Consider the following 24648-nt stretch of genomic DNA (forward strand, 5'->3'; position numbering starts at 1 on the left):
TCAGGAAGGGGCAAGGGATGTCCATCTTCGACATCGCGGATATCGCAGGTATCGAGCAACCGATCGATCTCACGTTGAGCCCGGACGGCTCCACCGTGGTGTACGTGCTGCGCACTGCGGACACCGAGGCCGACGAGAATGTGCACGAGTTGTGGTCGGTCGGTGCCGATGGCACGCCGCCCCGCCGGATCGGGGAGGGCACCGATCCGGCGATCAGCCCGGACGGTGAAACGCTGGTTTTCCTACGGCAGAACCAACTCTGGACGATGCCCATGCACGGCGGCGCCCCGGAACAGCTCACCGATCGCCCGCTCGGCGCCGGTCCCGCGGTGTGGCATCCGGACGGTCGCAAGCTGGCGTTCACCGCCGCGTTCGACTTCCGTGGTGGCACCGCGCATTCGCCCATCGTCACCACTGCCGCGGTGCACAAGATCGACGGCGGTGCCCGGTTCCGCGGGGTGTACGGCCAGCTTTTCCTGCTGGATCTGGACAGCGCCGAGACCACCATGCTCACCGGTGGCGAGTTCGAGGTGCACGCCCCCGTGTGGTCCCCGGACGGCAGCGAACTGGCCTATCTGCGCGGTTTCGCCGAGGACACCCCGACCGCGCGGGCCTATGTGCTCGATCCGCGGGACCCGGCCGCCCCGCATCGGCTGGTGCCCGGACCGGTCTCGGTGTCCGCGCTCGCCTGGCACGGCACGGATCTGCTGCTGGTCGGCGAACCCGAACCCGGGGTCCGCAATGCGGTGCTCACCCGGGTCGACAGCGAGGGCGATGCCTCGGTGCTCACCGCGGAGCTGGACCGCGCGGTGCTGCCGGGTGCTGTCGGTTACCCCGGCGCATCGCCCGCCGTGCTCGGCGAGCAGGTGCTCTACTGCGTCCGCGACCGCGGGTGCACCCATCTCTACCGGGACGGCGAACCGCTGCTGGCCGGGGAACACGTGGTCTCCGGGTTGAGTGTGTCCGGCGGGAGTATCGCGGTTGTGGTCGCCGATCCGCGGCACAGCGGGGAAATCGGCGTGATCGACCCGGAAACCGGGCGGTTGCGGCTGTTGACCGAACACACCCCGGACCGGTGCGTCCCGATCGTCCCGGTCGAGCGCACCTTCACGGTGCACGATGGGGTCCAGGTGCACGGCTGGCTGGTACGCGATCCGGAACAACGGGAACCGGGCCCGCTGCTGCTCGATGTGCACGGCGGACCGCACAATGCCTGGCATCCGGCCCTTGATCCGGCGCACCTGTACCATCAGGTGCTCGCCGCGCGCGGCTGGTCGGTGCTGCTGCTCAATCCGCGCGGCAGCGACGGCTACGGCGAGGAGTTCCTCCGTGCCGGAATCGGGGCCTGGGGCACCGCCGATGAACGGGATTTCCTGGATCCGGTGGACCAGCTGGTCGCCGAGGGCCTTGCCGATCCGCGGCGGCTCGCGCTCTGCGGCTACAGCTACGGCGGGTTCATGGCGTGCTGGCTGTCCACCAGGACCGAGCGGTTCGCCGCGGTGGTCACCGGTGGGGTGGTGTGCGATCTCGACCTGCTGCGCGACACCTCCGATATCGGGGAATGGTTCTACGAACAGGAAATCGGTTCAGCAAAAGCACAGTCACCGATCCAGCACATCGACCGGGTCAGCAGCCCGACACTGGTGCTGCACGGGCTGGCCGATCAGCGGTGCATCCATGCGCACGCCGAGCTGTGGTATTCCGGGTTGCGCCGTCGTGGGGTGCGCACCGAGCTGGTCAGCTATCCGGAAGCGAGCCATCTGTTCATTCTGGACGGTCGTCCGACGCAGCGGATCGACTACAACCGGCGCATCCTCAACTGGGTCACCAGGCACACCGGAACCCGGGTGCGCGGCGGCGCCGATCCGGACTACTGGCAGCGCAGGCTCGCCGCGCTGGTCGAGTCGCACGGCGTCGTGGGTGCCTCGCTCGGTATCGCGGTCGGGGACGAGATCAGTACCGCGGCTGCCGGACTGCTGCACACCGGGACCGGGGCCGCGGCCCGCACCGGCAGCCTGTTCCAGATCGGTTCCATCACCAAGGTGTACACCGCGACGGTGCTCATGCGCCTGGTGGAGCGCGGGGAACTCGGGCTGGACGAACCGATCGAGCGCTATGTTCCGGGCATCGCCGAAGGTGTCACCGTGCGGCATCTGCTCACCCACACCAGCGGCATCGACGGCGATCTGTTCCACGACACCGGGCGCGGGGACGACTGCCTCGAGCGGTACACCGCCAAACTCGCCGAGGCAGCCCGGATTCACCCGATCGGCGAGACGTTCTCCTACTGCAACGCGGGATTCAGCCTGCTGGCCCGGATCGCCGAGGTGTGCACCGGAAAGGTGTGGGACGAGCTGTTCGGCGAACTGCTGCTCGAACCGCTCGGCCTGGAACACACCGTGCTGCTTCCCGAACAGGTGCTGCGCTTCGACGCCGCGATGGGGCACGTCACGGGCAGGGACGGCAAGCTGGCCCCTGCCCCGCAGTGGCATCTGCCGCGCGCGGTCGCACCCGCGGGCGCGATCTGCGCCACCGCCGAGGATGTGCTGCGGTTCGCGCGCGGACAGGTACTGCGCCAGGAAACCGCCGAGCTGATGCGCAGCGAACAGGCCGAGCTTCCGGATGCGAGCCGTGCGGATGCCTGGGGTCTCGGCTGGTGGCGCAACATCTGGGACGGCACGCGGTTGATCGGCCACGATGGCAACACGGTCGGCCAGTCCGCGTTCCTGCGGGTGCTGCCGGAGGCGGATATCGCGGTCACCCTGCTCACCAATGGCGGCGAGGCGAACCCGCTTGCGCACGAACTGTTCACCGAGATCTTCGGGAAGTTCGCGGGCATCACCCCACCGGAACCCGTGCGCCCACCGGAACAGGGCAGCGTAGACAACGGAACCGGGGAACCGGCGGACTGGCACCTCGGTGTCTACGAACGGGCCGCGCTGCGCTTCGAGGTTTTCCGGCAGGACAACGGATTGCGCGCTACGTACACAACATCCGCGGTCGGTTCGCTCGGGGAACCCGAACCACCGCGCGAGTTCGCCCTGGTGCCCTGCGCGCAGGACGCCTATCTGATCCGGGAACCACGCACCCGGGAATGGCAGCGGGTGCGGTTCTTCCGGCTCGCCGACGGCACCGCCTACGTGCATTTCGGGTTGCGTGCCACGCCCAAGGTCCGGCCGTGAAACGCGCCGCGGTGGCACTCGCGCTGCTGCCGCTGCTCGCCGGTTGCGCGGTCGGGGCGCACACCGGCGGGGACACGATCACCATCGCCATGCCCGCGGGGTCGGCGAAGTTCGACCCGCAGGCTTCCTCCTCCTCGATCAATATGGCGCTGGTCCCGCTCGCCTACCAGAAGCTGGCCAGCACGAACCCCGATCACACCCTGGCCCCTGACGTGGCCAGCGGCTGGACGGTCAGCCCGACCAGTGCGCGGCTGCGCATCCGGGACGGAGTGCGCTGCGCGGACGGGGAAACCCTCGATGCGGCAACGGTGGCGGCGAACCTGAACTATGTCGCTGATCCGGCGAACAAATCCGAACTGCTCGACGTCGCCGTCCCCTCGGGAGCCGAGGCAAGCGCGCACGGCAAGGAAGTGGACGTCCGGCTCGCCGCCCCGGAACCATTCTTCATGCAGAACGTAACGATGCTGGGATTGGTGTGCCACAAGGGAATGCGCGATCGTGCGGCGCTGAACAAGCACAGTGAAGGGTCCGGGCCCTATGTGCTCACCGAAGTCGCGCCCGGGGATCACCTCGGCTACACCAAGCGGCCCGGTCAACCGGAACGGCTGCCGCGCAGCATCGTGGTGAAGTTCGTCAATGACGAGACCACCATGGCGAACCTGCTGCTCGGCCGCCAGGCCAATATCGCCGGTATCCGCGGACCGGACCGGGACCGGCTCGCCGCGGCGAAACTCTTCCGGCGCAACACTCCGGAGACGGTCGGTGAGCTCTACTTCAACCAGGGCAAGAAGACCTTCGCCGATGTGCGGGTGCGCCGGGCACTGGCCATGGGGGCGCGGTTCGACAACGCGGCCAAGGCGATCACCATGGGCGAGGGGCGGCGATCCACCGGACTGATGCCGGACCCGAAGCTCTGCCCCGGCGACAATGCGCGTGCGCTGCCCGGCTACGACCCCGCGCGGGCGCGTGCCCTCCTGGACGAGGCGGGCTGGCGGACCGGTCCGGACGGGGTGCGCGCCAAGAACGGCACGCCGCTTTCCTTCTCGCTGAAGTTCCCGCCGCTTGGCGCGGCGGCCGCGGAATACCTCGCGCAGCAGTGGCGTGCGATCGGCGTTACCGTCCGGCTCGAACAGCGCACCACCGAACAGCTGCTCGCCAGCATGATGGGCGCCGGGGACTGGGACACGGCGTTCGAGAACGTGAACGTCACCAACCCGTCGACCATCCGCGCCTTCCTCTCCGGACCGGCCCCGCCGGACGGCTCGAATTTCGCGCACATCGAGAATCCGGGCTATGTGGCAGGGATGCGGGCGGCCAGTCAGCGCACCGGGACGGCGGGCTGTGCCGACTGGAACGCCGCGGAGACCGCGCTGTTCCGGAACGCCGATGTACTACCGTTCGCGGATTCGAGCACCCCGTCGTTCGGTGCCGGGGCGCGGTTCGAGCTGGACGGCAACGGAGCCTTCGTGCCGACCGCGTTCCACCGGGGCACGTCATGAACCACTGGCTGGTTTTCGCGGCACGCAGGCTGTTCCGGTTCGTGGTTTCGCTGTTCGTGCTCGCCGTGGCCACCTTCGCCATGGTGCACGCCATCCCCGGTGATCCGGTGCGGGTCGCGCTGGGACTCAAGGCACCGGCGGCGCTCGTCACGGCGAAACGGCACGATCTGGGCCTCGATCTGCCGCTGCCGCAACAGTTCCTCGACTATTTGCAGCGACTGTGCACCGGACGGCTCGGCAGTTCGCTGATCTCCGGTCTGCCGGTGCGCCGGTTGCTCAGTGAACAGCTGCCCGCGACCGCGCAGCTGGCCTGCTATGCCTTTCTGCTCGCGGTACTGCTCGCGGTGCCGCTCGGCATGTTCGTCGGGGTGCGCACGCGCAACGGCCGGGCGCGCGGCACCGAGGCCGGTTTCGTCACGGTGACCGGGTTTTTCTCGGTGATACCGGATTTCCTGCTCGCCGTGGGATTGGTGTTCGTGTTCGCGGTGACGCTCGGCTGGTTCCCGCCCGCCGGTCTGGCCAGCCCGGTGGCGTTCGTGCTTCCGGTGCTCGCGCTCGCCGCGGCACCGGGTGCGCTGTTGTCCCGGATCGTACGGGTGGAGACCAGGCGGGTGCTCGATGCCCCGTATCTGCGCACCGCGCGCGCGAAACGGCTGCCGGACCGGCTGCTGTACCTGCGGCACGCACTGCCCAATCTGCTCACCTCGACGCTGACCATGAGCGGGCTGATCCTCGGTTCGCTGCTGGCCGGGACGGTGCTGGTGGAGAACATCTTCGCGATCCCGGGGGTCGGCATGCAGCTGGTGCAATCGGTGCTGAACAAGGATTATCCGGTGGTGCAGGCCCTGGCCATCGTGTTCGGTGGTGCCGCATTGCTGATCCACCTCGTCGTGGACATCGCCATCGCGGCCGCCGATCCGCGTTCCACGATCAGGGAGCGCTGAGATGCGCCAGCTGACTCGCCCACTCGGGCTCACCACCCTCGTACTGGTCAGCGTGACCCTGCTGCTCGCGGTGTTCGGCCCCGTGCTGTGGTCGGCGCGCGCGGATTCGATCGATATCGACGCGATGCGCCAGGGAATGTCGGCGGCGCACCCGTTCGGCACCGACTATCTCGGCCGCGATGTGCTGGCCAGAACCCTGGTGGCCACCCGGCTTTCGGTGCTGCTGGCGCTGCTGGCCACGGTGCTCGGGGCGGCGCTCGGCATCCTGCTCGGTACGCTGCCGGTCGTGCTCGGCAGGCGGATCGGCGGGCTCGTGGTGGCGTTCATCAACCTCACCGTGGCCTTTCCCGGCCTGCTGCTGGCGATCTTTTTCGGCGTGGTGTTCGGGGTCGGCGCGGACGGTGCGGTGCTCGCGCTCGCGGTGGCCCTGACGCCCAACTTCGCCCGGTTGACCTATACCAGGGCGGTAGCGGTGGCCGAGGCGGATTTCGTGTCCGCGGCGCGATTGCTCGGGGTGCCGCGCGCTGTGGTGATCACCAGGCATGTGGTGCCGAACATCGCCGAGCCACTGGTGGTGAACTTCGCCTCGGCGATCGGCAGCGCACTGCTCAGTTTCGCGGCGCTGTCCTATCTCGGTTTCGGGGTGCAGCCGCCCTCGTACGACTGGGGTCGGCTGTTGAACGAGGGCCTGCCGCGGATCTACACCGACCCGGCCTCGGCGCTGCTTCCCGGCTTCGCGATCGTGTTCGCCGGGATCACCTTCGTACTGGCCGGTGAACTGACCGCCCGGCTGCTGACCGCGGAACCGCCCGGTCATCGCGCGGCGCCGCGGGAAACCGCCGCACCCGGGGAACCGGAACCCGGCGGGGAACACGGCGTGCTGCGAGTGGTGAACCTGCGGGTGCGGTTCCCCGCCGCGAACCCGGTATGCGGCGCCAGCTTCACCCTGCACCGTGGAGAAATCCTCGGCCTAGTCGGGGAATCCGGCTCCGGGAAGAGCGTCACCGGTGCCGCCATCGCCGGTCTGGTACCGCATCCCGGACAGGTCGAGGCCGAGCGGCTGGAGTTCGACGGCGAACCGCTCGATCCCGCCCGGCTCGGCGACCGGCTGGCCATGGTGTTCCAGGATCCGATGAGTTCGCTGAACCCGGCGCTGCGGGTGGGCAGGCAGCTCGCCGAGGTCGCCGAGGTGCACCGGAACGCCGATCGCCGCTCCGCCATGGCCCGTGCGGTGGATCGGCTGCGTGCGGTGCGCATCCGGGATCCGGAACGCCGGGCCGCGCAGTATCCGCACGAGTTCTCCGGCGGAATGCGGCAGCGTGCGATGATCGGCATGGGGCTGATGGGCGAGCCGAGGCTGATCATCGCCGACGAGCCGACCACGGCACTGGATGTCACCGTGCAGCGGGACATTCTCGGCCTGCTCCGCGAGGTGCGCGATACCCAGGGGACCGCGGTGCTGTTCGTCAGCCACGACATCGCCGTGGTGCGTGAGCTGGCCTCCCGGGTGCTGGTGATGTACGCCGGGCGGATCGTCGAGGAACTGCCCGCGAGCGCGCTGGACACGGCGGCGCACCCGTACACCAGGGCACTGGTGGCCAGCTCCCCGGATCTGCGCACCGACCGTTCGCTGCCGCTGGCCACGATCGAGGGCCGGGCGCCGGATGCCACCGAGGAGCTGCCCGGCTGTCCGTTCGCGCCGCGTTGCTCCTACGCCGACGAGCGCTGTCACACCGAGCTCCCCGCGCCGCGGGACCTCGCCGGGCACCGGGTGAGCTGCTGGCATCCCATCGGGGCACTGGAGGTCAGGGCATGAGTGAACTCACGGTGGACGGGTTGACCGTGCGGTTCGGCGCGCACACCGCGGTCGACGGGGTCAGCCTCGCCGTCCCCGCGGGTTCGGTGCTCGGCCTCGCGGGCGAGTCCGGGTCCGGCAAGTCCACGATCGCGCGCGCCATCGTCGGGATGGCACCGATCAGCTCCGGGAGTGTCCGCTACGACGGGACGCCACTGCGCACCCCGGACCGCCGGATCCAGCTGGTGTTCCAGGATCCGGCCGCGGCACTGGATCCGCGGCGCAGCATCGGCTCGTCCATCGCGGAAGGCGTGCGCGCCAAGCGAACCGCGCGCCGCGCCCGGGTACGCGAGCTACTGGAACTGGTGCACATCGATCCCGCGCGGGCGAACCTGAACCCGCGCGAGTTCTCCGGAGGACAGCTGCAGCGGGTGTGCCTCGCGCGCGCCCTCGCGGCCGAACCGGAGTTCCTGATCGCCGATGAGATCACCTCGGCGCTGGACGTCTCGGTGCAGGGCGCCGTGCTGAACGTGGTGCGGGAAATACAACGGGAGACCGGGATCGGGATCCTGTTCATCAGCCACAATCTCGCCGTGCTGCGCTACCTCGCGGACACCATGGCCGTGCTGCGCGCCGGAAAGCTGGTCGAACAGGCGGAGACCGAAACCCTGCTCGGCGCGCCGGAACACGAGTACACCAAGCAGTTGATCGACGCCGTTCCCGGACAGGAATAGGGTGAGAACCGTGTCCTACGAAACCTTGCGCGTGTCCATCGCGGACGAACTGGACGCGTTCTTCGCGCAGTACACCGCCGCCGGGCAGGCCAAGGGGCTCGTCTACGGGTTCAGCGATACACGCGGGCTGGTGCACTCGGCCGGATTCGGCGTGGCAGACGAGGCGGGCACGGTCCCGGACGCGGACACCCTGTTCCCCATCGCCTCGATGTCGAAGAGTTTCATCGCCTGCGCGGCGCTGCTCGCCAGGGACCGCGGTGTGCTGTCCCTGGAAGACCCGATCACCAAGTATATTCCGGAGTTCCGCGCGAGCGCCGCGCCGGAGGACCCGTGCGAACCGCCGAGCATCGGGATGCTGCTCGCCATGCGCGGCGGGCTCACCGAGGACAATTCCTGGGTGGACCCGTTCATCGGCATGCCCGAGCGGGAACTGCTCGAACTTGTCGGCAAGGGTGTCCGGTACAGCAACCTGCCCGGCACCGTGTTCGAATACTCCAACCTCGGCTATACGCTCGCCGCGATCGCGGTCGGCCGCGCGGTGGGCAACCCGATCACCGATTTCGTGCGGGACGAGGTGATCGCGCCACTCGGCCTGGCTTCGACCTGTTTCGACAGCGCGGCACCGGAACGACGCGCGGTCGGTTATTCGCTCGACGCGCACGGCGACTGGGTGCCGTATCCGCCGAACATCTCGGACGGGTTCGCCGGGGCGGGTGGCATCATGAGCACCGTCCGGGACATCGCGGGCTGGATGACCTGGCTGGGTGCGGCGTTCCGCCCGCAGTCCGGCAAGGATCGAATACTCGGCAGGGCGGCGCGCCGGGATATGCAGCGGCTGCACAGTATCGCGCGCCCGGCCGTCGTGCTGCGTCCGGACGGCGGGCTGCACGCCGGGCTCGGCGGATACGGTCTCGGGCTGAGCATCGAGGAGGATCCGCGCTGGGGCACCGTGGTCTCGCACGGCGGCGGACTGCCCGGGTTCAAGCTGTTCATGTGCTGGCATCCGGATTCCGGGCACGGTGTCACCGTGCTCACCAACAGCCACCGCGGCGATCCCGCCGCGCTGTGCACCGAGGCACTGCAGCGCATCCTGACGCGGGAGAAGGCACCGGCGCGGACCGTCACGCTGTGGCCGGAAACCGAACGGCTGCGCGCCGAGGCGGATCGCCTGGTGCGGGACTGGGACGAGGAACTGGCCGCACGGATCTTCGCGGAGAACGTCGACTTCGACCGCCCGCTCGCGGAACGCCGCGCCGAGGTCGCCGAACTCATCGCGGAGATCGGCCCGCTCGCCGATGCGCCTGCCGCGGTGGTCTCCACCTCCAGCCCGGCCGATGTGACCTGGTCGATCCCCGGCGAGCGCGGCGAACTGCTGTGCATGATCCACCTGACCCCGGTCGATCCCGCGCGGATCCAGGAATTCGAGGTGCGTGCCGTGCCCGCGCACCGGCCACGCGCGGCGGCTCCGGTGGACATCTCCCCGCGGCGCACCCGGCTCGGTGACGCGTTCATCGGCCCACCACGAGACATCCTGCTCCGGGGCTGAATTATCTCACCGGCTCGTCTTGCTGGTGGGCATGTGGGTGACGGATTTCGTGGCGCGTCTTCGGGCCGAGCACCTGCCGGGCGACCGCGATGGCCGCGGCCAGTTCCGTCAGTTCCGCGTCCGGCACGTCCCCTGCTTTCGCGCACACCGGTCGTTCCCTGGGATTGCTGTCGTGCGCCCGGGCCGGGACGCGGTCGCCGCGTGCAGGATGTTGCACTGGATCCGGCCGAGTTCCCCGCACCCGGCGGACCGGCCGTGCCGGTCACCACGATTCCCTGCTGCGCCGGTCCAATGGACAACGGCACGTATCGCGGGCGCGCGCCCCTGCCGACCTGGGAACCGAGCCCCGCCGTGCGGCTCGCGGAGCCGGAGTAGCGCCGCCAACCGCCATGAGTCTCGGCCCGCTCCGCCTTTGGGAGCGGTGGGGTACCCCGTCAGGTGCACCTTTGCATTGCGGCCTTGCGCACTTCCGATGGACCGATCCTGCCCGATCAGGCGTACCGTGCACCCGGAGTCTCGGTGTTAAGTACGTTTCGTGTCTGTCTGGTCGGAACGCCGCTTGGAGGTCCGATGCGCTATCGCCTGCTCGGGCCGTTGACGCTGGACGATGCTCCCCTCGAGCATCGCAGGCAGCGGACGGTGCTCGCCGCGCTGCTGGTGCACGCGGGGAAACCGGTGCCACTCGCCGCGCTCATCGACGAACTCTGGTCGGATCCACCGGAATCCGCGCAGGTCATGGTGCAGATGTGCATCTCGGAGCTGCGCAAATCACTCGCTCCCGGGGTCGCCGCGCGCGATCCGGGGCAGGTGCTGCGCGGCCGCCGCGGGGGCTACACCCTCGATGTGCCGGGCGGGGAACTCGACCAGACCCGCTTTCTCCGGCTCGCCGAGCACGGCAACCGGCTGGCCTGCGAGGGACGTGCGGACGAGGCCTCGGCCGTGCTGCACGATGCGCTCGATCTGTGGCGCGGCGCTCCGCTCGCGGATGTGGACGGAGGACCCGCACTGTCCGCGCATGCCGCCTGGCTGGCCAATCTGCGCACCGTGGCCATGGAGCGCGCGGCCCGGGTGGATTTCGAGCTCGGCCGCTACGCCGAGGTGATCGCCATGCTCCAGGTCGAGGTGCTCACCGATCCGGCGCAGGAGGCCCTGGCCGCGCATCTGGTCAAGGCACTCGCCGCGACCGGACGGCGCGGGGAGGCGGCGAACGTGTTCGAACAGGTCCGGTTCGCGCTCGATGAACAGCTCGGAGTGCGCCCGGGAAACGAGCTGATCGACGCGCTGCGCTCGATCGAACCGGCAAACCGGCCGAGTGATCCGCCCGCGGCGCAACTTCCGCCACAGCTGGGCGATTTCACCGGGCGCCGGGACCTGCTCGCCGATATCCACGCCCTGTTCGAGGAAACCGATGGACCACGGGTGCTCGTGCTGTGTGGACAGGGCGGGATCGGCAAGACCACGCTCGCGGTCCGCGCGGCGCATCTGCTGCGCGAACGATTTCCCGGCGGACAGCTCGCGGCGAACCTGCGCGAGGACGGCAGCCGGATCCACGAGACCCTGGCGCGATTCCTGCGCGCGCTCGGGGTGGACGAGTACCGGTTGCCCGCCGACCACACCGAACGCAGACAGCTCTGGCGCAGCCATACCGCTCGCGCCGAGGTGCTGGTGTTGCTGGACGACGCCGCCAACGAGGCGCAGGTGCGGGAACTACTGCCGACCGGATCGCGCTGTGCCGCCATCGTCACCTCGCGGCGCAGGCTGCTCGGCCTGGAGGGCGCGCGCACCATCGAGGTCCCCGAGCTGCCCGGGCAGGACGCGGCGGAGCTGCTGGACAATCTGGTCGGCGCGCACCGGGTTGCCGCCGAACCCGGGCAGGCCGAGCGGCTGCTCGCGCTGTGTGCCGGGTTGCCGCTCGCGGTGCGGATCGTGGGCGCGACGCTGGCCGCGGCGGCGCATGAACCGATCCGCGAGCTGGCCGACCGGATCGCCGACCGGCACCGGAACCTGTTGCGGTTGCGCGCCGGTGACCTGGATGTGCGGGCGACGCTCGAGGTCGGGATCGCCGAGTGCGATGCGGCCGCGCGGCGGGCGCTGTGCCTGCTCGGCGCGTTCCGGTTCGCCACCTTCACCGCGTGGACCGTTGCCGCGCTGACCGATACCCCGGAATCCGAGGCCACCGACATCCTGCGTGGGCTGGTCACCGCGCAACTGGTGCAGGCCGCGGGCCGGGACCGTCTCGGCAGCACCCGGTACCGGATGCACGAGCTGATCGCGGCCTGTTGCGCGGAGCGTGCCGATGCGGCCGAGGTCGACGCCGCGCTGGACCGGATCTGCGCGGGTTACCTGTTGCTCGCCGGGCTGGCGCGGCGCACCTTGCGGCGCGGCTGGTTCCCACCGGACGAGCCGGACGCCGCACCGGAATCGGCCACGGCGCACGCGGTCGTCGAGAATCCGGGCGGCTGGTGCCGTGAGGAGCTGGCCAACCTGATCGCGGTGATCGGCATGGCCTTCGAACGCGGCTGGTGGTCGCTGACCGCGCAGCTGTCCGGGGCGTTCGCCGGTATCGCCGAACCACGGCCGGGCAGTGTGGAAACCCGGCAGGTGACCATTCTCGGCCTGGTCGCGGCCCGGCAGAGCGGTGATCAGGGCGCCGAGGCGCGGAGCTTGTGCGCGCTCGGCGATCTGCGCTGGGACATCGGCCAGGCGAAGGTTGCGCTGCCCTGCTATTCGCTGGCGATTCGCCGCTTCGAGGCCAGTGATGACCGGCCCTCGGCTGCCCGGGTGCTGCTCGCCCGCTCCGAGGTGCTGCTCGACCTGGGCAGGCTCGGCGAGGTGCGCGCGGACCTGCACGCCGCGATGCACATCCTGGAACGCGAGGGCGACCGGTTGTGGTATGCGCAAGCGCTGCGCCAGCTCGGTTCGCTGCTGTTCGATATCGGCGAGATCGATGAGGCGCTGCGGCTCTATCAGGAGGGCAGGCAGCTGATCCTGCGCCACGGGACCCGGCACGAGCTGGCCAGGGCGAGCAAGACGCTCGCCGACATCCACTCCTGGCACGGTGACCATGCCGAGGCGGAGCGCCTGCTCGCCGAGTCCTTCGACATCGCGACCGAGCTGGCCGACCGGCACTGGCGGGCGCACGTGCTGCGCTCCATCGGCAATCTGCGCAGACGGGAAGGCAGGCTCACGGAGGCGGACAAGGCGCTCGGCGAATCACTGACCCTGTTCGAGGAGCTGCAACATTCGCACGCGCGCGCCTACACGCTGCGCTGGATCGGCGAACTGCGCCTGGACCAGGGTGACCCGGTCGGCGCCGAGCAGCAGTTCCTCGCCTGCCAGACGCTCTGTTACGCATCCGGTGACCGGCGCGGTCAGGGATATGCCCGCTATGGCCTCGGCAAATGCCGCCTGGCCTGTGGGGAGATCGAGGCCGGGAACCACCTGCTGCACAGCGCGGCGCGCATCTTCGGCGCCCTCGGTTTTCACCGCTGCGTCGACCTGGTCGAATCGGCGCTCAAGCGTATCTGAGGCCGGCATTTAAGGTTCGTTTAGTCCCCTCCGGTTCCCTATCGGTACGTTCCGTCGAACTGGAGGGCATATGCATTACAAGTCCGGAATCGCGATCCTCGCGGCGCTCGCGTGCACCACCCTTACCGCGGCCACGGCGACCGCGTCGAACGCACCGGAGCTCGCCGCGAAGCAGGCGCTCGGCGTTGACGTGTCCAACCACAATGGCTCGGTCGATTTCAAGAAAGTCAAGGCATCCGGGCGGGAGTTCAGCTTCGTGCTCGCCTCGGACGGGAAATCCTTCAGCAATAAGCTCTTCAAGTCCCAGTACTCCGGTTCGGCCAAGGCCGGACTGATCCACGGCGCCTACCATTACGCTCGGCCGAATCAGTCGTCCGCCGCGCAGCAGGCGAAACGATTCCTCGGCATCGCGAACTACAAGCACGACGGAAAAACCCTGCCGCCGGTCATCGATCTGGAACCGGGTGGGGCCAACGGCTGTTACGGCATGTCCGCGAAGCAGACCAAATCCTGGATCACCGCGTTCAACAAGGTCGTCAAGGACCGGACCAAGCACAACGCGATCATCTACACCAACCCGGGCTTCTGGTCGAAGTGCACCGGTAACTCAAAGGGCTTCACCGGCAATCCGCTCTGGGTCGCCTCCTGGGGAGTCTCCAAGCCGCAACAGGTCGGCGGCTGGAAGGGCTACACCTTCTGGCAGTACAGCGATTCCGGGAAAGTCCCCGGGGTCAGCGGGAAAACCGATCTGGACAAGTTCTCCGGCAGCAGCGCCGAACTGAAGAAATTCGCCGAAAAGTGAAAGGAGCAGTAATGCGCAGTCGAACGACCAAGGGGATCGCCACCGCGGCCATCGCGGTAGCACTGTCCATCTCCGGAACCGGGATCGCCACCGCCACGGCGGACACCGCGGCCCCGAAACAGGACAGTGCCGCGGCGAAGAGCATCACCAGGGGTGAGGTCATCAAGCGTGCCCAGAAATGGGCGAAGAACCCCGTCCCGTACAACATGAACAAATACAAGGACGGTTATCGCACCGACTGTTCCGGCTATGTCTCGCTCGCCTGGAAACTCGGGGACAGCCTGTCCACGGTGACCCTGCCCAATGTCGCGAAGCCGATCAAGAAGAGCCAGCTCAAGGCCGGTGACATCCTGGGCAATCTCGGGCCGGGAACCGGTGGGGCGGCGGGACATGTGGTGATCTTCGAGAAGTGGGCGAACAAGAAGCACACCGCCTACTGGACCTACGAGCAGACCCCGCCGCACACCATGCACCACAAGGTCTCCTACCCGGGCCACAAGAACTTCAAACCGTACCGTTACAAGAACATCAAGGACTGATCATGATGCGTAGCCAGCTCTCCCGCGGTCTGCTCGCCGTGGCCCTCGCCGGCGCCACCCTGCTCGGTGGCGCGGGAATCGCGAGCGCCGCACCGGCCGCGGGACAGAAACCCGTCGACGACTACAAAGGACACTGGGGCCAGACCTACGGTTTCGCCAAACAGAACTGCACCGCGTTCGCCGCCTACCGGATCGTGCATCGCTTGGGTGTCAAGGGATTCAAGAACCAGTGGAAAGGCCAGGTGTTCGGTGACGCCGGGCACTGGGACAACGCGGCGCGCGCGGCGAAACTCAAGGTGGACAACAAACCGGCCGTCGGCGCGATCGCGGTCAACGATGTGCACAAGGTCGGCCACGTCGCCTATGTGAACAAGGTGAACTCCAACGGCAGCTTCGATGTCGAGGAGTACAACTGGAACAACCCGCTGCATTACGGGACCCGCAAGGGCGCCAAGCACGGAAACGGGCAGGCACAGTTCCAGCACTTCATTCACTTCAAATAGCACAGCATTTCAAATAACACGGTATTCACTTCAAGTAATTCAAACACGAAGCGAGCGTATCGGGGCCGGGTCACCGAAGTCCGGCCCCGATCGCGTTGGAGGGCAAGAAGAATGCGCAACAGAAGAATCCTCGCCGTGTTCCTCGCCGGGGCCGCCTCGCTGACCGTGACCGCGGGCGCCGCACAAGCCACGCCAACCGAACGGGCCACACAGGCCGCGCCGAAACGGTGCACGGCCACCTGGTACGGCAAGAAGGGTGAATTCCCGCCGGGTGCCCACACCGCGAACGGGGACAAATTCGACCGGTTCGCCATGACCGCGGCGAACAACAAACTTCCGTTCGGCACCAAGGTCAAAGTAAGCTATGGCAAGAAATCCGTGACGGTGCGGATCAACGATCGTGGTTCCTTCCACGATCCGGTCTGTCTCGACCTCACCTATGGTGCCTTCGGCAAGATCGCCGATCGGGACAAGGGCATGATCAAGGTGAAATACCAGGTTCTCGACTGAGGCCCGGCACGCCCGGGTTCACTCCCCCGCGAGGCCGAGCAGATGCGCCAGCTCGGCCTCGACCGCGTCGAGCGGGGCGAGGCTGTGCTGTCCGCGGGCGAGCGCGATGGCGCCCTCGACGGCCGCGATGATCAGGGTGGCGAGCGTGTCGGCGCGGTCGCTGGTCGCCGGTTCGGCGCGCAGGATCCCGGTCAGTGCCTCGTGCCAGTCCCGGAAAACGTCACCCGCGGCCCGCTGTGCGGCGGTCGCGTCGTTCTGCAGCGCCGCGGAGAGAATGGGGCAACTCTCCGCATAACCCGTGCTCCGGAGCATGTCCCGCCAGTACTCGATCAGCGCGTGCAGCCCATCGGCGAGGCCCTGCTGGTCGACCACCGTGGTGATCAGGTCGGTCAGATCCTGCCCGGATGTGCGGACGGCCTCCTCGGCGAGCTCGGCCTTTCCACCGGGGAAATGCGTATAGATCGATCCACGGCCCGCACCGCTGTGCGCCAGGATCTCCGCTACCCCGCACCCCGCGATCCCGCTGCGCCGGAACAGCGTGACCGCGCTGCTCAGCAGGCGTTCGCGTGCTCCTCGTGACATGCCACACCTTGACTAGACCGATCGTTACAGTCACTCTACCAAACAACCGAGCTGTACCAATCGGTCTAGTGACGAAGGTATCCAAGGTGTTCAGGAGGAGGACCCATGACCGGACTCGGCGATCCCCTGCGGCTGGCATGCGGACTGGTGCTGCCCAACCGGCTGATGAAGGCCGCGCTCAGCGAGGGGTTGGCGGACGGCGAACATCGGCCGGACGATCGGCTGGAACGCCTCTTCGCCCGCTGGGGCAGTGGCGGCTACGGGCTCGTCGTGACCGGAAATGTCATGGTCGACCGGGATCACCTCGGCGAGCCGGGCAATGTGGTGCTCGACCGGGAGCGGGACCTGGATCGGCTGTCCCGCTGGGCGAAGACCACCAAGGACGGCGGGGCGCCGATCTGGGTCCAGCTCAACCATCCGGGCAGGCAATCCAATCCGCTCGCCACCCGGAGCCGCCCGGTCGCGCCATCGGCGATCGCGCTGAACCTGCCGGGCCTGCCGACCCCGCGCGCGTTGGGCGAGGCGGAGATCGAGGAGATCCTCGAGCGGTTCGCCGCCGCGGCCGCGCTGGCCGAGTCGGCCGGGTTCGACGGTGTCCAGGTGCACGGGGCGCACGGCTATCTGGTCTCCCAGTTCCTTTCCCCGCTGTCGAATCAGCGCGAGGACGCCTGGGGCGGTGATCCCGCGCGGCGGATGCGGTTCGCTCTCGAGGTGGTCCACCGGATCCGCGCCACGGTGAGCCCGGGATTCGCGGTCGGGATCAAGCTCAATTCCGCGGACTTCCAGCGTGGCGGATTCGGTCAGGACGAATCGCGGGCGGTGATCGAGCACCTGGCCGCCGAACAGGTCGACCTGATCGAGATCAGCGGCGGAAGCTATGAATCCCCGGCCATGATGGGCCGCCCCGCCGTGCAATCCACGAGCACCAGGGAGCGCGAGGCCTATTTCCTCTCCTACGCGCAGTCCGCGCGGGAGGCTGCCGGTACCGTGCCGCTCGCGGTGACCGGTGGATTCCGGTCCCGTGCGGTGATGGACGGGGCGATCGGTTCCGGGGCCTGCGAGGTCATCGGGCTCGGCAGGCCGACGGTGATCAGTCCCGAGGCGGCGAACGAGATTCTGGCCGGCCGGGATCGCCTCGACGCGCCGCGGATCTCGACCGGGTTGCCGCGCGGGCTGGCGAAACGGAGCGCGGTGAAGTCCCTCGACGGTGCGCTGGACTTGCAGTGGCACACCGACCAGCTGCACCGGCTCGGCGCGGGCCGCGATCCTGCGCCGGACCGGCCCGCCTGGCGGACCGGGATCTCGATGGTCAAACGCAATGGCCTCGACGCCTTCCGGGGCAGCGGCAGGAGCGCGGGGTCCGGATCGGAGCGGGTGCTCCGCCGGTTCCGTTTCGAACGCGCCGTCGGCCGTTATCTCGCCAATCCCGCCGTGCGCGGGCTTTCCCGTCTCGGCATCCGGGTATCGCTGGCGACCGAGATCGAGACGACCGGACGCAAAACCGGGCAGCCGCGGCGGGTTCCGGTCTCCGTACTGTTCGACACCGAAGGTGCCTGGCTGATCTGCCAGCACGGCACCCGCTCCGGATGGGGAGCCAACCTCACCGCGCATCCCGGGATCCGGGTGCGGCAGGGAAACCGCTGGCGCACCGGGACGGCCGTGTTCGTGCCCGAGGACGACGTCGAGGCCCGCGCTCGCAGCTTCGCCCCGCATCCGGCGCTCGGCGTGCTCAGTGCGGCGACCTTCCGCGCGCTGCAGACCAGGCCCGTCTCGGTGCGGGTGACCTTCACCGACGGCTGAGCGTGAGGTCAGCCGATCCGGGAGAGCACCGCGCGCAGCAGCCGGGTGTACGGGTGCCAGCGCGCGGGGGAACCGACCGTGCCGGTCAGTGTCCGCTCGGCGCGGTCGAAGCAGTCCTCGAGGCAGGCGTCGTGCAGGTGGCGGAACACGAGCGGCCAGCTCAGCCTTGCGGGCCCGGTGGTGCGCATGGCGAGCAGGTGGCGCAGCACGGTGTCACCGGAAGCGCTGGGGTGCACGGTGAATTCGTGCAGACCGTCGAAACCGCGTGGCGCGCGGAACCGGAACCGGACGAGCCGCCCCGGAAGGTATTCCTCGACGGCGTAGCGCACCGGTCCGTGCCCGCCATCGGCGCCGACCGTGAGCGGGCCGTCCAGCAGCAGCGGGGGCCAGTGCTCCACCGGCCAGAGCGGGTCCTGTTCTCCGGACAGCCCGTCGAGCAGGGCCGCCGCGCGCTCGGCAGGCACGGGCAACCGGCGTTCGTGCAGGTTGTACACGGGCATGGCAGCTCCTATTAGAGATGGCTCTCTAAAAGAGCGAAGCATATGCTTGCCGCCATGGCAAGGCCTGCGCGGTTCAGCACGGAGGATCTGCTCGATGTCGCGGTCTCGCTCGCGGCGCAGGGCGGGCCCGCCGCGGTGACCATGGCCGCCGTGGCACGGGCGGCGGGTGCCCCGAGCGGTTCGCTCTACCACCGGTTCCCCGGCCGGACCGCGCTGCTGGCCGGGACCTGGCTGCACGCGGTGGAGGCGTTCCAACAGGGCTGCGCGGAACGGCTGCGCACCCGTCCGGCGCTCCCCGCCGCGGTGGGGACCGTGTGGTTCGCCGTGGACTGGAGCCGCCGCAACCCCGAACGGGCGCGGGTGCTGCTGCACGGCGCGGGCGAGTTCGATCAGGGGAACTGGCCGGAAGCGGACCGAACCCGGCTCGGTGAGGGCAATGCCGCGCTCGGTTCGCTGCTGCGCGAGCTGGCCGGGGTGTTGCGCGCGGACGGCGAGACGGCCGAGCACGCGCTCGAACGGCTGCGGCTGGCCGTGGTGGACCTGCCGCTCGCGCTGGTGCGGCGGCATCTGCTCGGCGGGGAACTGGGCACCGGAACCGCCGCGCTGGCGGCGAGCTCGGCGCAGCGGCTGCTCGAGCACCCATAGTCGTTAACTATGTCATCGATTCATGATCGCTCTTTCCGTCTATCGCAGTTCTGTGACGTGCAGAGATCGTGAGGCGGATCGGCGCATTCGAGTGCGTTCGCGGGCTCGGGGGCTTGCATTCGATCGCGAGCGACCTAGGCTCGTTCCCCGAGTTCACCGTGCGCGGCCGAGGAGGTAACAGGTGTCAGAGGATCGTTCGCGGCTTCCGCTCCCGGACCCGGAGGCGCCACGGGCGACCGCCCTGGATGTGCACGATCAGCACCCGCCGTTCGAACCGCGGCAACCGCGCCGGGCCCCGGAAGGCGCGCCGAACGTGGTCCTCGTGCTGCTCGACGATATGGGATTCGGGGCACCGAGCGCGTTCGGCGGCCCCTGTTCGATGCCCACCGCGGATCGCCTCGCCGATGGCGGGCTGCGGTACACGCGGTTCCATGTCACCGCCATCTGCTCGCCGACCAGGCAGGCGTTGCTGACCGGGCGCAATCACCATTCGGTCGGCATGGGCGTGACCACGGAGATGTCCAGTGCCGCACCGGGCTACACCGGGATCCGTCCGCAGTCGGCGGCCACGATGGCGCAGCTGCTCTCCGGTAACGGCTACAACACGGCCGCGTTCGGCAAATGGCACCAGACCCCGGCCCGGGATGTGAGCGCGGCAGGCCCGTTCGACCGGTGGCCGACCGGCGAGGGCTTCGAGAAGTTCTACGGTTTCCTGTGCGCGGAGATGAACCACTGGTACCCGGTGCTGTTCGACGGTACGAATCCGGTGGAGCCCAGCCGGTCCCCGGAGGAGGGCTATCACCTCTCCGAAGACCTTGTCGACAAAGCGATCGACTGGGTGCGCACCCAGCGTTCGCTGAAACCGGACACGCCGTTCTTCGCCTATCTGCCGTTCGGCGCCACGCATGCGCCCTATCACGTGCCCGCCGAATACCGGGACCGCTACAAGGGCCGGTTCAGCCACGGCTGGGACCGGCAGCGCGAGATCACCCTGGAAAAGCAGAAGGAACTCGGGGTGGTGCCACCGGACACCGAACTCGCGCCATGGGCCGAGGGAGTGCCGCACTGGGACGAGCTCGGCGCGGCCGAACGCGGGGCGGCCGAGGCGCTGATGGAACTCTACGCGGGGTTCGCCGAACATACCGATGTCCAAATAGGACGGTTGGTGGACGCGCTCGGCGAACTCGGCGAGCTGGACAACACGCTGTTCGTCTACATCCTCGGGGACAACGGTGCCTCGGCCGAGGGAGGCCTCGGTGGCACGCTGAACGAGCACCGGATCGCCAGCGGGATCACCGACACCGCCGAGCACATCCTCGACAACGTCGAAGCACTCGGGGATCCGAGTACCCACGCGCACTATCCGGTCGGCTGGGCACTCGCGATGAACACGCCCTATCAGTGGACCAAACAGGTCGCCTCGCACTTCGGCGGCACCAGGGACGGGATGATCGTGCACTGGCCCGCGGGGATCGCCGAACGCGGCGGGATCCGCGACCAGTTCCACCACGTCATCGATGTGCTGCCGACCCTGCTGGAGGCCGCCGGGATCCCGGAACCCCGTGCGGTCAACGGAATCACGCAGCAGCCGATCGAGGGCACCAGCATGCTGTACAGCTTCGACGCCCCGGAGGCTCCGGACCGCCATCGCACCCAGTACTTCGAGATGGTCGGCAATCGTGGGATCTATCAGGACGGATGGACCGCGGTGACCAGGCACGGCACCCCGTGGGAGATGGTGCAGGATCAGCGGCGCGGCTTCGATCAGGATCGCTGGGAGCTCTACGACACGAACACCGATCCGAGTCAGGCGCACGATCTGGCCGCCGAATTCCCGGAGAAGCTCGAGGAACTCAAGCAGTTGTTCCTCATCGAGGCGAGCAGGTTCAACGTGTTCCCACTGGACGACCGGATGACCGAGCGGGAGAACCCGAAGGAGGCGGGCAGGCTCGACCTGATGGGCGACCGGCGCTCGATCACCTTCCACGGCGGCGCGCCACGGCTGACCGAAGAGACCGCGCCCAATGTGAAGAACCGCTCGCACGTACTCACTGCCGATATCGAGACCGGAGAACGGACCGGCGGGGTGCTGCTCGCCCAGGGCGGCCGGTTCGGCGGCTGGTCGCTGTACCTGGTGGACGGAAAACCGTGCTACGCCTACAACTACTTCGGCACCCAGACCCATCACGCGCGGGCTACGCAGCCGATTGCGCCCGGCAGACACGAGATCCGGCTGGAATTCGACTATGACGGCGGCGGGGTCGGCAAGGGCGGAACGGCCCGGCTGTACGCGGACGGCACCGCGCTCGCCGAGGTGCGGGTGGATGCCACGATCCCGTACTACTTCGCGTTCGACGAGACCTTCGATATCGGGGTCGACCGCGCATCCCCGGTCACCGAGGACTACGCGCCGCTGCGCAATGCCTTCGAGGGGGTGCTGCACTCGGTGCGGGTGGACCTCGGCGCGGATCTGCACAGCGATGCGGAGACCGACCGGGAAGCGGACCTTTTCCGGGCCGCCCATGAATGAAAGCCGAGACCGGTAGTCCACTGTGGAGCGTCGCGAACTCGAGTATTTCCTCGCCATCGCCGAGCACGGCAGCTATACCGCCGCCGCGCAGGCGCTGCACGTCGCGCAGCCCTCGCTCTCGCACGCGATGAGCGCACTGGAACACCGGCTCGGCGGGAAGTTGTTCCATCGCTTGCCGAACGGGATCGCGCTGACCCCGGCGGGCCGGGCGCTCGTCGATCCGGCGCGGCAGGTGATGCGGGATCTGGCCACCGCAACCGATTCGGTGCGCGAGGTGCTCGGCCTGACCGGTGGCCAGCTGGACATCGTCGCGCAGACCACGCTGGCCGTCGACCCGCTGGCCGCCCTGCTCGGCGAATACCTCGCCAGCTACCCGAATGTCGCGGTGCACGTGCTCGATCCCGAGCTCGGCAGGGAGGTCAGCGCCAGCGTGCGCAGCGGGGAATGCGAGCTCGGCATGGTGGATTCGGCGACCGAACTCCCGGAAATGCGCAGTACGCTGCTGCCCGGAAGGGAGATCCGCGTGGTGCTCCCGCCCGCATTCGCCGAACGCGCCGGAACCCGGATCGGGCTCGCCGAACTGGCCACCATGGATTTCATCGCCACTCCGGTGGGCACCGCCACCCGGGAGATCATCGAGGATGTGCTCGGCGGCTGCGCCGATCCGCCCCGGGTCGCGATCGAGACCGCACACCAGGCGATGATCGTGCCGCTGGTGGTCGCCGGGGCCGGGGTGAGCCTGCTGCCCAGATCCATGGCCGATGACGCGACCCGCGGCGGGGCGGTCGTGCTTCCACTGCGCCCCCGGGTGGTGCGCCGGGGCCGGTTGTTCTGGCGTTCCGGCCCGCTTTCCCCGGCCGCCGAACAGTTCGTGCGGCTGGTCGACCGGACCGGGAACGGGCGGAAGCAGGGGCGATAGCGGTGTTCTATCGACTGCCTAGAAATCGGGTATCGCCCTTTTGTTGACCCGCAGTGAAATTCGGTGCGAGCATCTACGAAATTGTTGATGCGCCGACCATTTCGGACCGGAAACCGATCGTGAGGAGTCACCATGAGTTTCACGGCCGTGGACAACGCGCCCATTACCGGGTTCCACCGAAAACTGGTCGTCGGCTGCTGTGGTGGCCCGTTGCTGGACGGGTACCTGCTCGGTATCGTCGGGGTCGCGCTCGCCGGTGCGACCACGGAACTGCGCCTGAGTGCGACAAGCGTGGCCGTGGCCGGGATCGCGGCGCTGGTCGGCATGTTCTTCGGCGGGCTCGTCTTCGGCCCGATCACCGACCGGGTCGGGCGCAAACCCATGTACACCCTCGATCTGCTCGTGCTGATCGCCGCCTCGGTGCTCTCGGTTTTCGTCACCTCGTCCTGGCAGCTCATCGTGCTCCGGTTCGTGATCGGGGTCGCGATAGCCGCGGATTATCCGATCGCGACCACCCTGCTTTCCGAATGGTTGCCGAAAAAACACCGCGGCCGGATGTTCACCGCGGTCATCATCATCTGGTACATCGGGACCGCGCTCGCCTATTTCGTCGGCTATCTGCTCACCGAGATGCTCGGGGAAGCGGGCTGGCGCTGGATGCTCGGCAGTTCCGCGGTGCTCGCGATCATCGTGTTCCTGATGCGGCTGAGCACCCCGGAATCTCCGCGCTGGCTCGCCGGTGCCGGCCGGATTTCCGAGGCGCGCCAAGTGATCGAGCGCGCGCTGCAGACCAGGGTGGACCTCGCCGAGCTGGAGAACATCGGGGAGAGCGAGACCGAACGCGGCCGGATCGGGGAACTGTTCCGCGGGATCTACCGGCGCCGTACCCTGTTCGTGGTCGTCTTCTTCACCTGCGCGATCATTCCGCTGTTCGCCCTGCTGACCTTCGGGCCCCGGCTGCTCGGCTCGTTCGGCATGGGCGAGGGCAACGCGTCGAACCTCGGCACCGCGCTGATCAATCTGGTGTTCGCGCTCGGCTGTCTGCCCGCGATGCGGCTACTGGAAACAGTCGGGCGGCGGCGCACGATCGTCTTCTCGTTCGCGCTCATGGTGCTACCACTGGTGGCGCTCGGTCTTTTCCCGGCCGCCTCGCCCTTGCTGACCATCGGGTTCTTCTGCCTCTACGCGCTGTTCTCCGGTGGTCCCGGAATCCTGGAATGGGGCTACCCCAACGAACTGTTCCCGACCCGCATCCGCGCGGCCGCGGTCGGCATGGCGGTGGCACTCACCAGGTTCGGCGCCGCGGTCGGTACTTTCCTCGTTCCGCTCTCGCTGACCGGTCTCGGTGCCTCGACCACCCTGTTCATCGGCGCGGGAATCACCTTCCTCGGTTTCCTCGCCTGTGTGGCCTGGGCCGAGGAAACCTCGCAGCGTTCGCTCGAGGAGACCGGAGGCGGTGTGGCCGCTCGGCCGCGCGCCCGAAACCGTGTGTGACCGTAAGATTTTCGCGTGCTCCGATCGCGCACCAATGATCGAGCACGTCGAGTTCAGTGGCGACTGTCGCCTCGGTAGGCATGGTCCCGGCTGAATCGGTGTTCGTGCGTGGCGGGTGGCCATCTTGGTCGGGCTCCGCGCCGGTCGGCTCAGCCGTTCTCCTCGAGGTAACGGCCGGTGATGACCTGCACCGGGATCCGGATGAACAGATCCCCCGCGGCCCGTAGCCGACAGGAGAGCGCGCGCTTCTCCTCGGCGCCCTCGATGCGCCGGGCCATGCCGACCGCGACCACACTCCATCCGCTCCGGCGCACTTCATCGATGCTGTCGGCCTCGAAGGCGACGACCGTGTCCGCGAGCCTCCCGAGCGCCCCGTCCGTCGTGGTGCGCACGAGGATGTCCTGATCCTGCATCAGGAATCCGACCGGCCGGATCGCGGGGAGCGCGTCCTTGGTGAACACCAGCCTGCCGATGGTCGCCTTGCGCAACAGCCGGAGACACTCATCCCAGGGCAACTCACGCATGATCCCTCCCTCGCCTCGGCCTCACCTGTGACCATTACTCAACGGCGGTTTCCCCGTACAGGGCAGAAGGTC

21 protein-coding genes are annotated in these 24648 nt (G+C 68.5%); 17 read left to right on the forward strand and 4 right to left on the reverse strand.

Annotated features, from left to right (window positions below; genetic code table 11):
- The first annotated feature begins 17 nt into the window (after positions 1–17).
- Genes A37U_RS0127570 through A37U_RS0127595 form a run of 6 tightly spaced genes read left to right on the forward strand, consistent with a single transcriptional unit; the run spans position 18 to position 9700 of the window.
- Entirely contained in the window at positions 18–3182 is a 3165-nt protein-coding gene (locus A37U_RS0127570; protein WP_020499907.1) for a serine hydrolase, read from the forward strand.
- Positions 3179–4681: an ABC transporter substrate-binding protein gene (locus tag A37U_RS0127575; protein WP_020499908.1), complete on the forward strand. Its 1503-nt coding sequence runs from the start codon at positions 3179–3181 to the stop codon at positions 4679–4681. Before A37U_RS0127570 ends, A37U_RS0127575 begins: the two co-directional genes overlap by 4 nt.
- Positions 4678–5625 (forward strand): ABC transporter permease, encoded by a 948-nt coding sequence (locus A37U_RS0127580; RefSeq protein WP_020499909.1) that lies wholly within the window; start codon positions 4678–4680, stop codon positions 5623–5625. Before A37U_RS0127575 ends, A37U_RS0127580 begins: the two co-directional genes overlap by 4 nt.
- Before the next feature lies 1 nt (position 5626).
- Positions 5627–7441 (forward strand): dipeptide/oligopeptide/nickel ABC transporter permease/ATP-binding protein, encoded by a 1815-nt coding sequence (locus A37U_RS0127585; RefSeq protein ID WP_020499910.1) that lies wholly within the window; start codon positions 5627–5629, stop codon positions 7439–7441.
- Positions 7438–8154: an ABC transporter ATP-binding protein gene (locus tag A37U_RS0127590; RefSeq protein WP_020499911.1), complete on the forward strand. Its 717-nt coding sequence runs from the start codon at positions 7438–7440 to the stop codon at positions 8152–8154. Before A37U_RS0127585 ends, A37U_RS0127590 begins: the two co-directional genes overlap by 4 nt.
- Positions 8155–8164: 10 nt before the next feature.
- Positions 8165–9700 carry a serine hydrolase domain-containing protein gene (locus A37U_RS0127595; protein ID WP_020499912.1) on the forward strand — a complete coding sequence of 512 codons (1536 nt, stop codon included), beginning with the start codon at positions 8165–8167 and terminating at the stop codon, positions 9698–9700.
- A 1-nt stretch (position 9701) separates the two neighbouring features.
- On the opposite strand, the gene A37U_RS54505 is transcribed toward A37U_RS0127595, so the two are convergent.
- Entirely contained in the window at positions 9702–9827 is a 126-nt protein-coding gene (locus tag A37U_RS54505) for a hypothetical protein (RefSeq protein WP_020499913.1), read from the reverse strand.
- 74 nt (positions 9828–9901) lie between these two features.
- Between A37U_RS54505 and A37U_RS51935 the strand changes: the two genes are divergently transcribed.
- The 6 genes from A37U_RS51935 (at position 9902) to A37U_RS0127630 (ending at position 15582) form a co-directional block, all read left to right on the forward strand.
- On the forward strand, positions 9902–10075 hold the full coding sequence (locus tag A37U_RS51935; RefSeq protein ID WP_020499914.1) for a hypothetical protein: 174 nt from the start codon (positions 9902–9904) through the stop codon (positions 10073–10075).
- 195 nt (positions 10076–10270) lie between these two features.
- On the forward strand, positions 10271–13228 hold the full coding sequence (locus A37U_RS45505; protein ID WP_020499915.1) for an AfsR/SARP family transcriptional regulator: 2958 nt from the start codon (positions 10271–10273) through the stop codon (positions 13226–13228).
- Positions 13229–13298: 70 nt separating this feature from the next.
- Positions 13299–14030: a GH25 family lysozyme gene (locus tag A37U_RS0127615; RefSeq protein ID WP_020499916.1), complete on the forward strand. Its 732-nt coding sequence runs from the start codon at positions 13299–13301 to the stop codon at positions 14028–14030.
- A gap of 11 nt (positions 14031–14041) precedes the next feature.
- Positions 14042–14569 carry an NlpC/P60 family protein gene (locus A37U_RS45510; protein WP_020499917.1) on the forward strand — a complete coding sequence of 176 codons (528 nt, stop codon included), beginning with the start codon at positions 14042–14044 and terminating at the stop codon, positions 14567–14569.
- A gap of 2 nt (positions 14570–14571) precedes the next feature.
- On the forward strand, positions 14572–15072 hold the full coding sequence (locus tag A37U_RS0127625; RefSeq protein WP_020499918.1) for a CHAP domain-containing protein: 501 nt from the start codon (positions 14572–14574) through the stop codon (positions 15070–15072).
- Positions 15073–15183: 111 nt separating this feature from the next.
- Complete coding sequence (locus tag A37U_RS0127630) at positions 15184–15582, forward strand: septal ring lytic transglycosylase RlpA family protein (RefSeq protein ID WP_020499919.1); 399 nt, start codon at positions 15184–15186, stop codon at positions 15580–15582.
- 18 nt (positions 15583–15600) lie between these two features.
- Here the strand turns inward: A37U_RS0127630 and A37U_RS0127635 are convergent, their stop codons facing one another.
- The gene (locus A37U_RS0127635; RefSeq protein ID WP_020499920.1) at positions 15601–16164 is read right to left on the reverse strand and encodes a TetR/AcrR family transcriptional regulator; all 564 of its coding nucleotides are present in this window, start codon (positions 16162–16164) and stop codon (positions 15601–15603) included.
- 105 nt (positions 16165–16269) lie between these two features.
- Here A37U_RS0127635 and A37U_RS0127640 point away from each other — a divergent pair, with 105 nt between their 5' ends.
- Positions 16270–17964: a nitroreductase family deazaflavin-dependent oxidoreductase gene (locus tag A37U_RS0127640; RefSeq protein ID WP_020499921.1), complete on the forward strand. Its 1695-nt coding sequence runs from the start codon at positions 16270–16272 to the stop codon at positions 17962–17964.
- A gap of 8 nt (positions 17965–17972) precedes the next feature.
- Here A37U_RS0127640 and A37U_RS0127645 read toward each other — a convergent pair whose 3' ends face one another.
- On the reverse strand, positions 17973–18464 hold the full coding sequence (locus A37U_RS0127645; RefSeq protein ID WP_020499922.1) for a hypothetical protein: 492 nt from the start codon (positions 18462–18464) through the stop codon (positions 17973–17975).
- A gap of 54 nt (positions 18465–18518) precedes the next feature.
- Between A37U_RS0127645 and A37U_RS0127650 the strand changes: the two genes are divergently transcribed.
- From A37U_RS0127650 to A37U_RS0127665, 4 genes are all read left to right on the forward strand, one after another.
- The gene (locus A37U_RS0127650) at positions 18519–19109 is read left to right on the forward strand and encodes a TetR/AcrR family transcriptional regulator (RefSeq protein WP_020499923.1); all 591 of its coding nucleotides are present in this window, start codon (positions 18519–18521) and stop codon (positions 19107–19109) included.
- Between the two features lie 181 nt (positions 19110–19290).
- On the forward strand, positions 19291–21639 hold the full coding sequence (locus A37U_RS0127655; protein ID WP_020499924.1) for an arylsulfatase: 2349 nt from the start codon (positions 19291–19293) through the stop codon (positions 21637–21639).
- Positions 21640–21661: 22 nt separating this feature from the next.
- On the forward strand, positions 21662–22558 hold the full coding sequence (locus A37U_RS0127660) for a LysR family transcriptional regulator (RefSeq protein ID WP_020499925.1): 897 nt from the start codon (positions 21662–21664) through the stop codon (positions 22556–22558).
- A gap of 132 nt (positions 22559–22690) precedes the next feature.
- Complete coding sequence (locus tag A37U_RS0127665; RefSeq protein WP_020499926.1) at positions 22691–24052, forward strand: MFS transporter; 1362 nt, start codon at positions 22691–22693, stop codon at positions 24050–24052.
- Positions 24053–24201: 149 nt separating this feature from the next.
- Here the strand turns inward: A37U_RS0127665 and A37U_RS0127670 are convergent, their stop codons facing one another.
- A complete protein-coding gene (locus tag A37U_RS0127670; protein WP_020499927.1) occupies positions 24202–24576 on the reverse strand; it encodes a pyridoxamine 5'-phosphate oxidase family protein in 375 nt (124 codons plus the stop codon).
- Positions 24577–24648 lie beyond the last annotated feature (72 nt).

The organism is Sciscionella marina DSM 45152, from assembly GCF_000379465.1.
Classification (GTDB): Bacteria; Actinomycetota; Actinomycetes; order Mycobacteriales; family Pseudonocardiaceae; genus Sciscionella; species Sciscionella marina.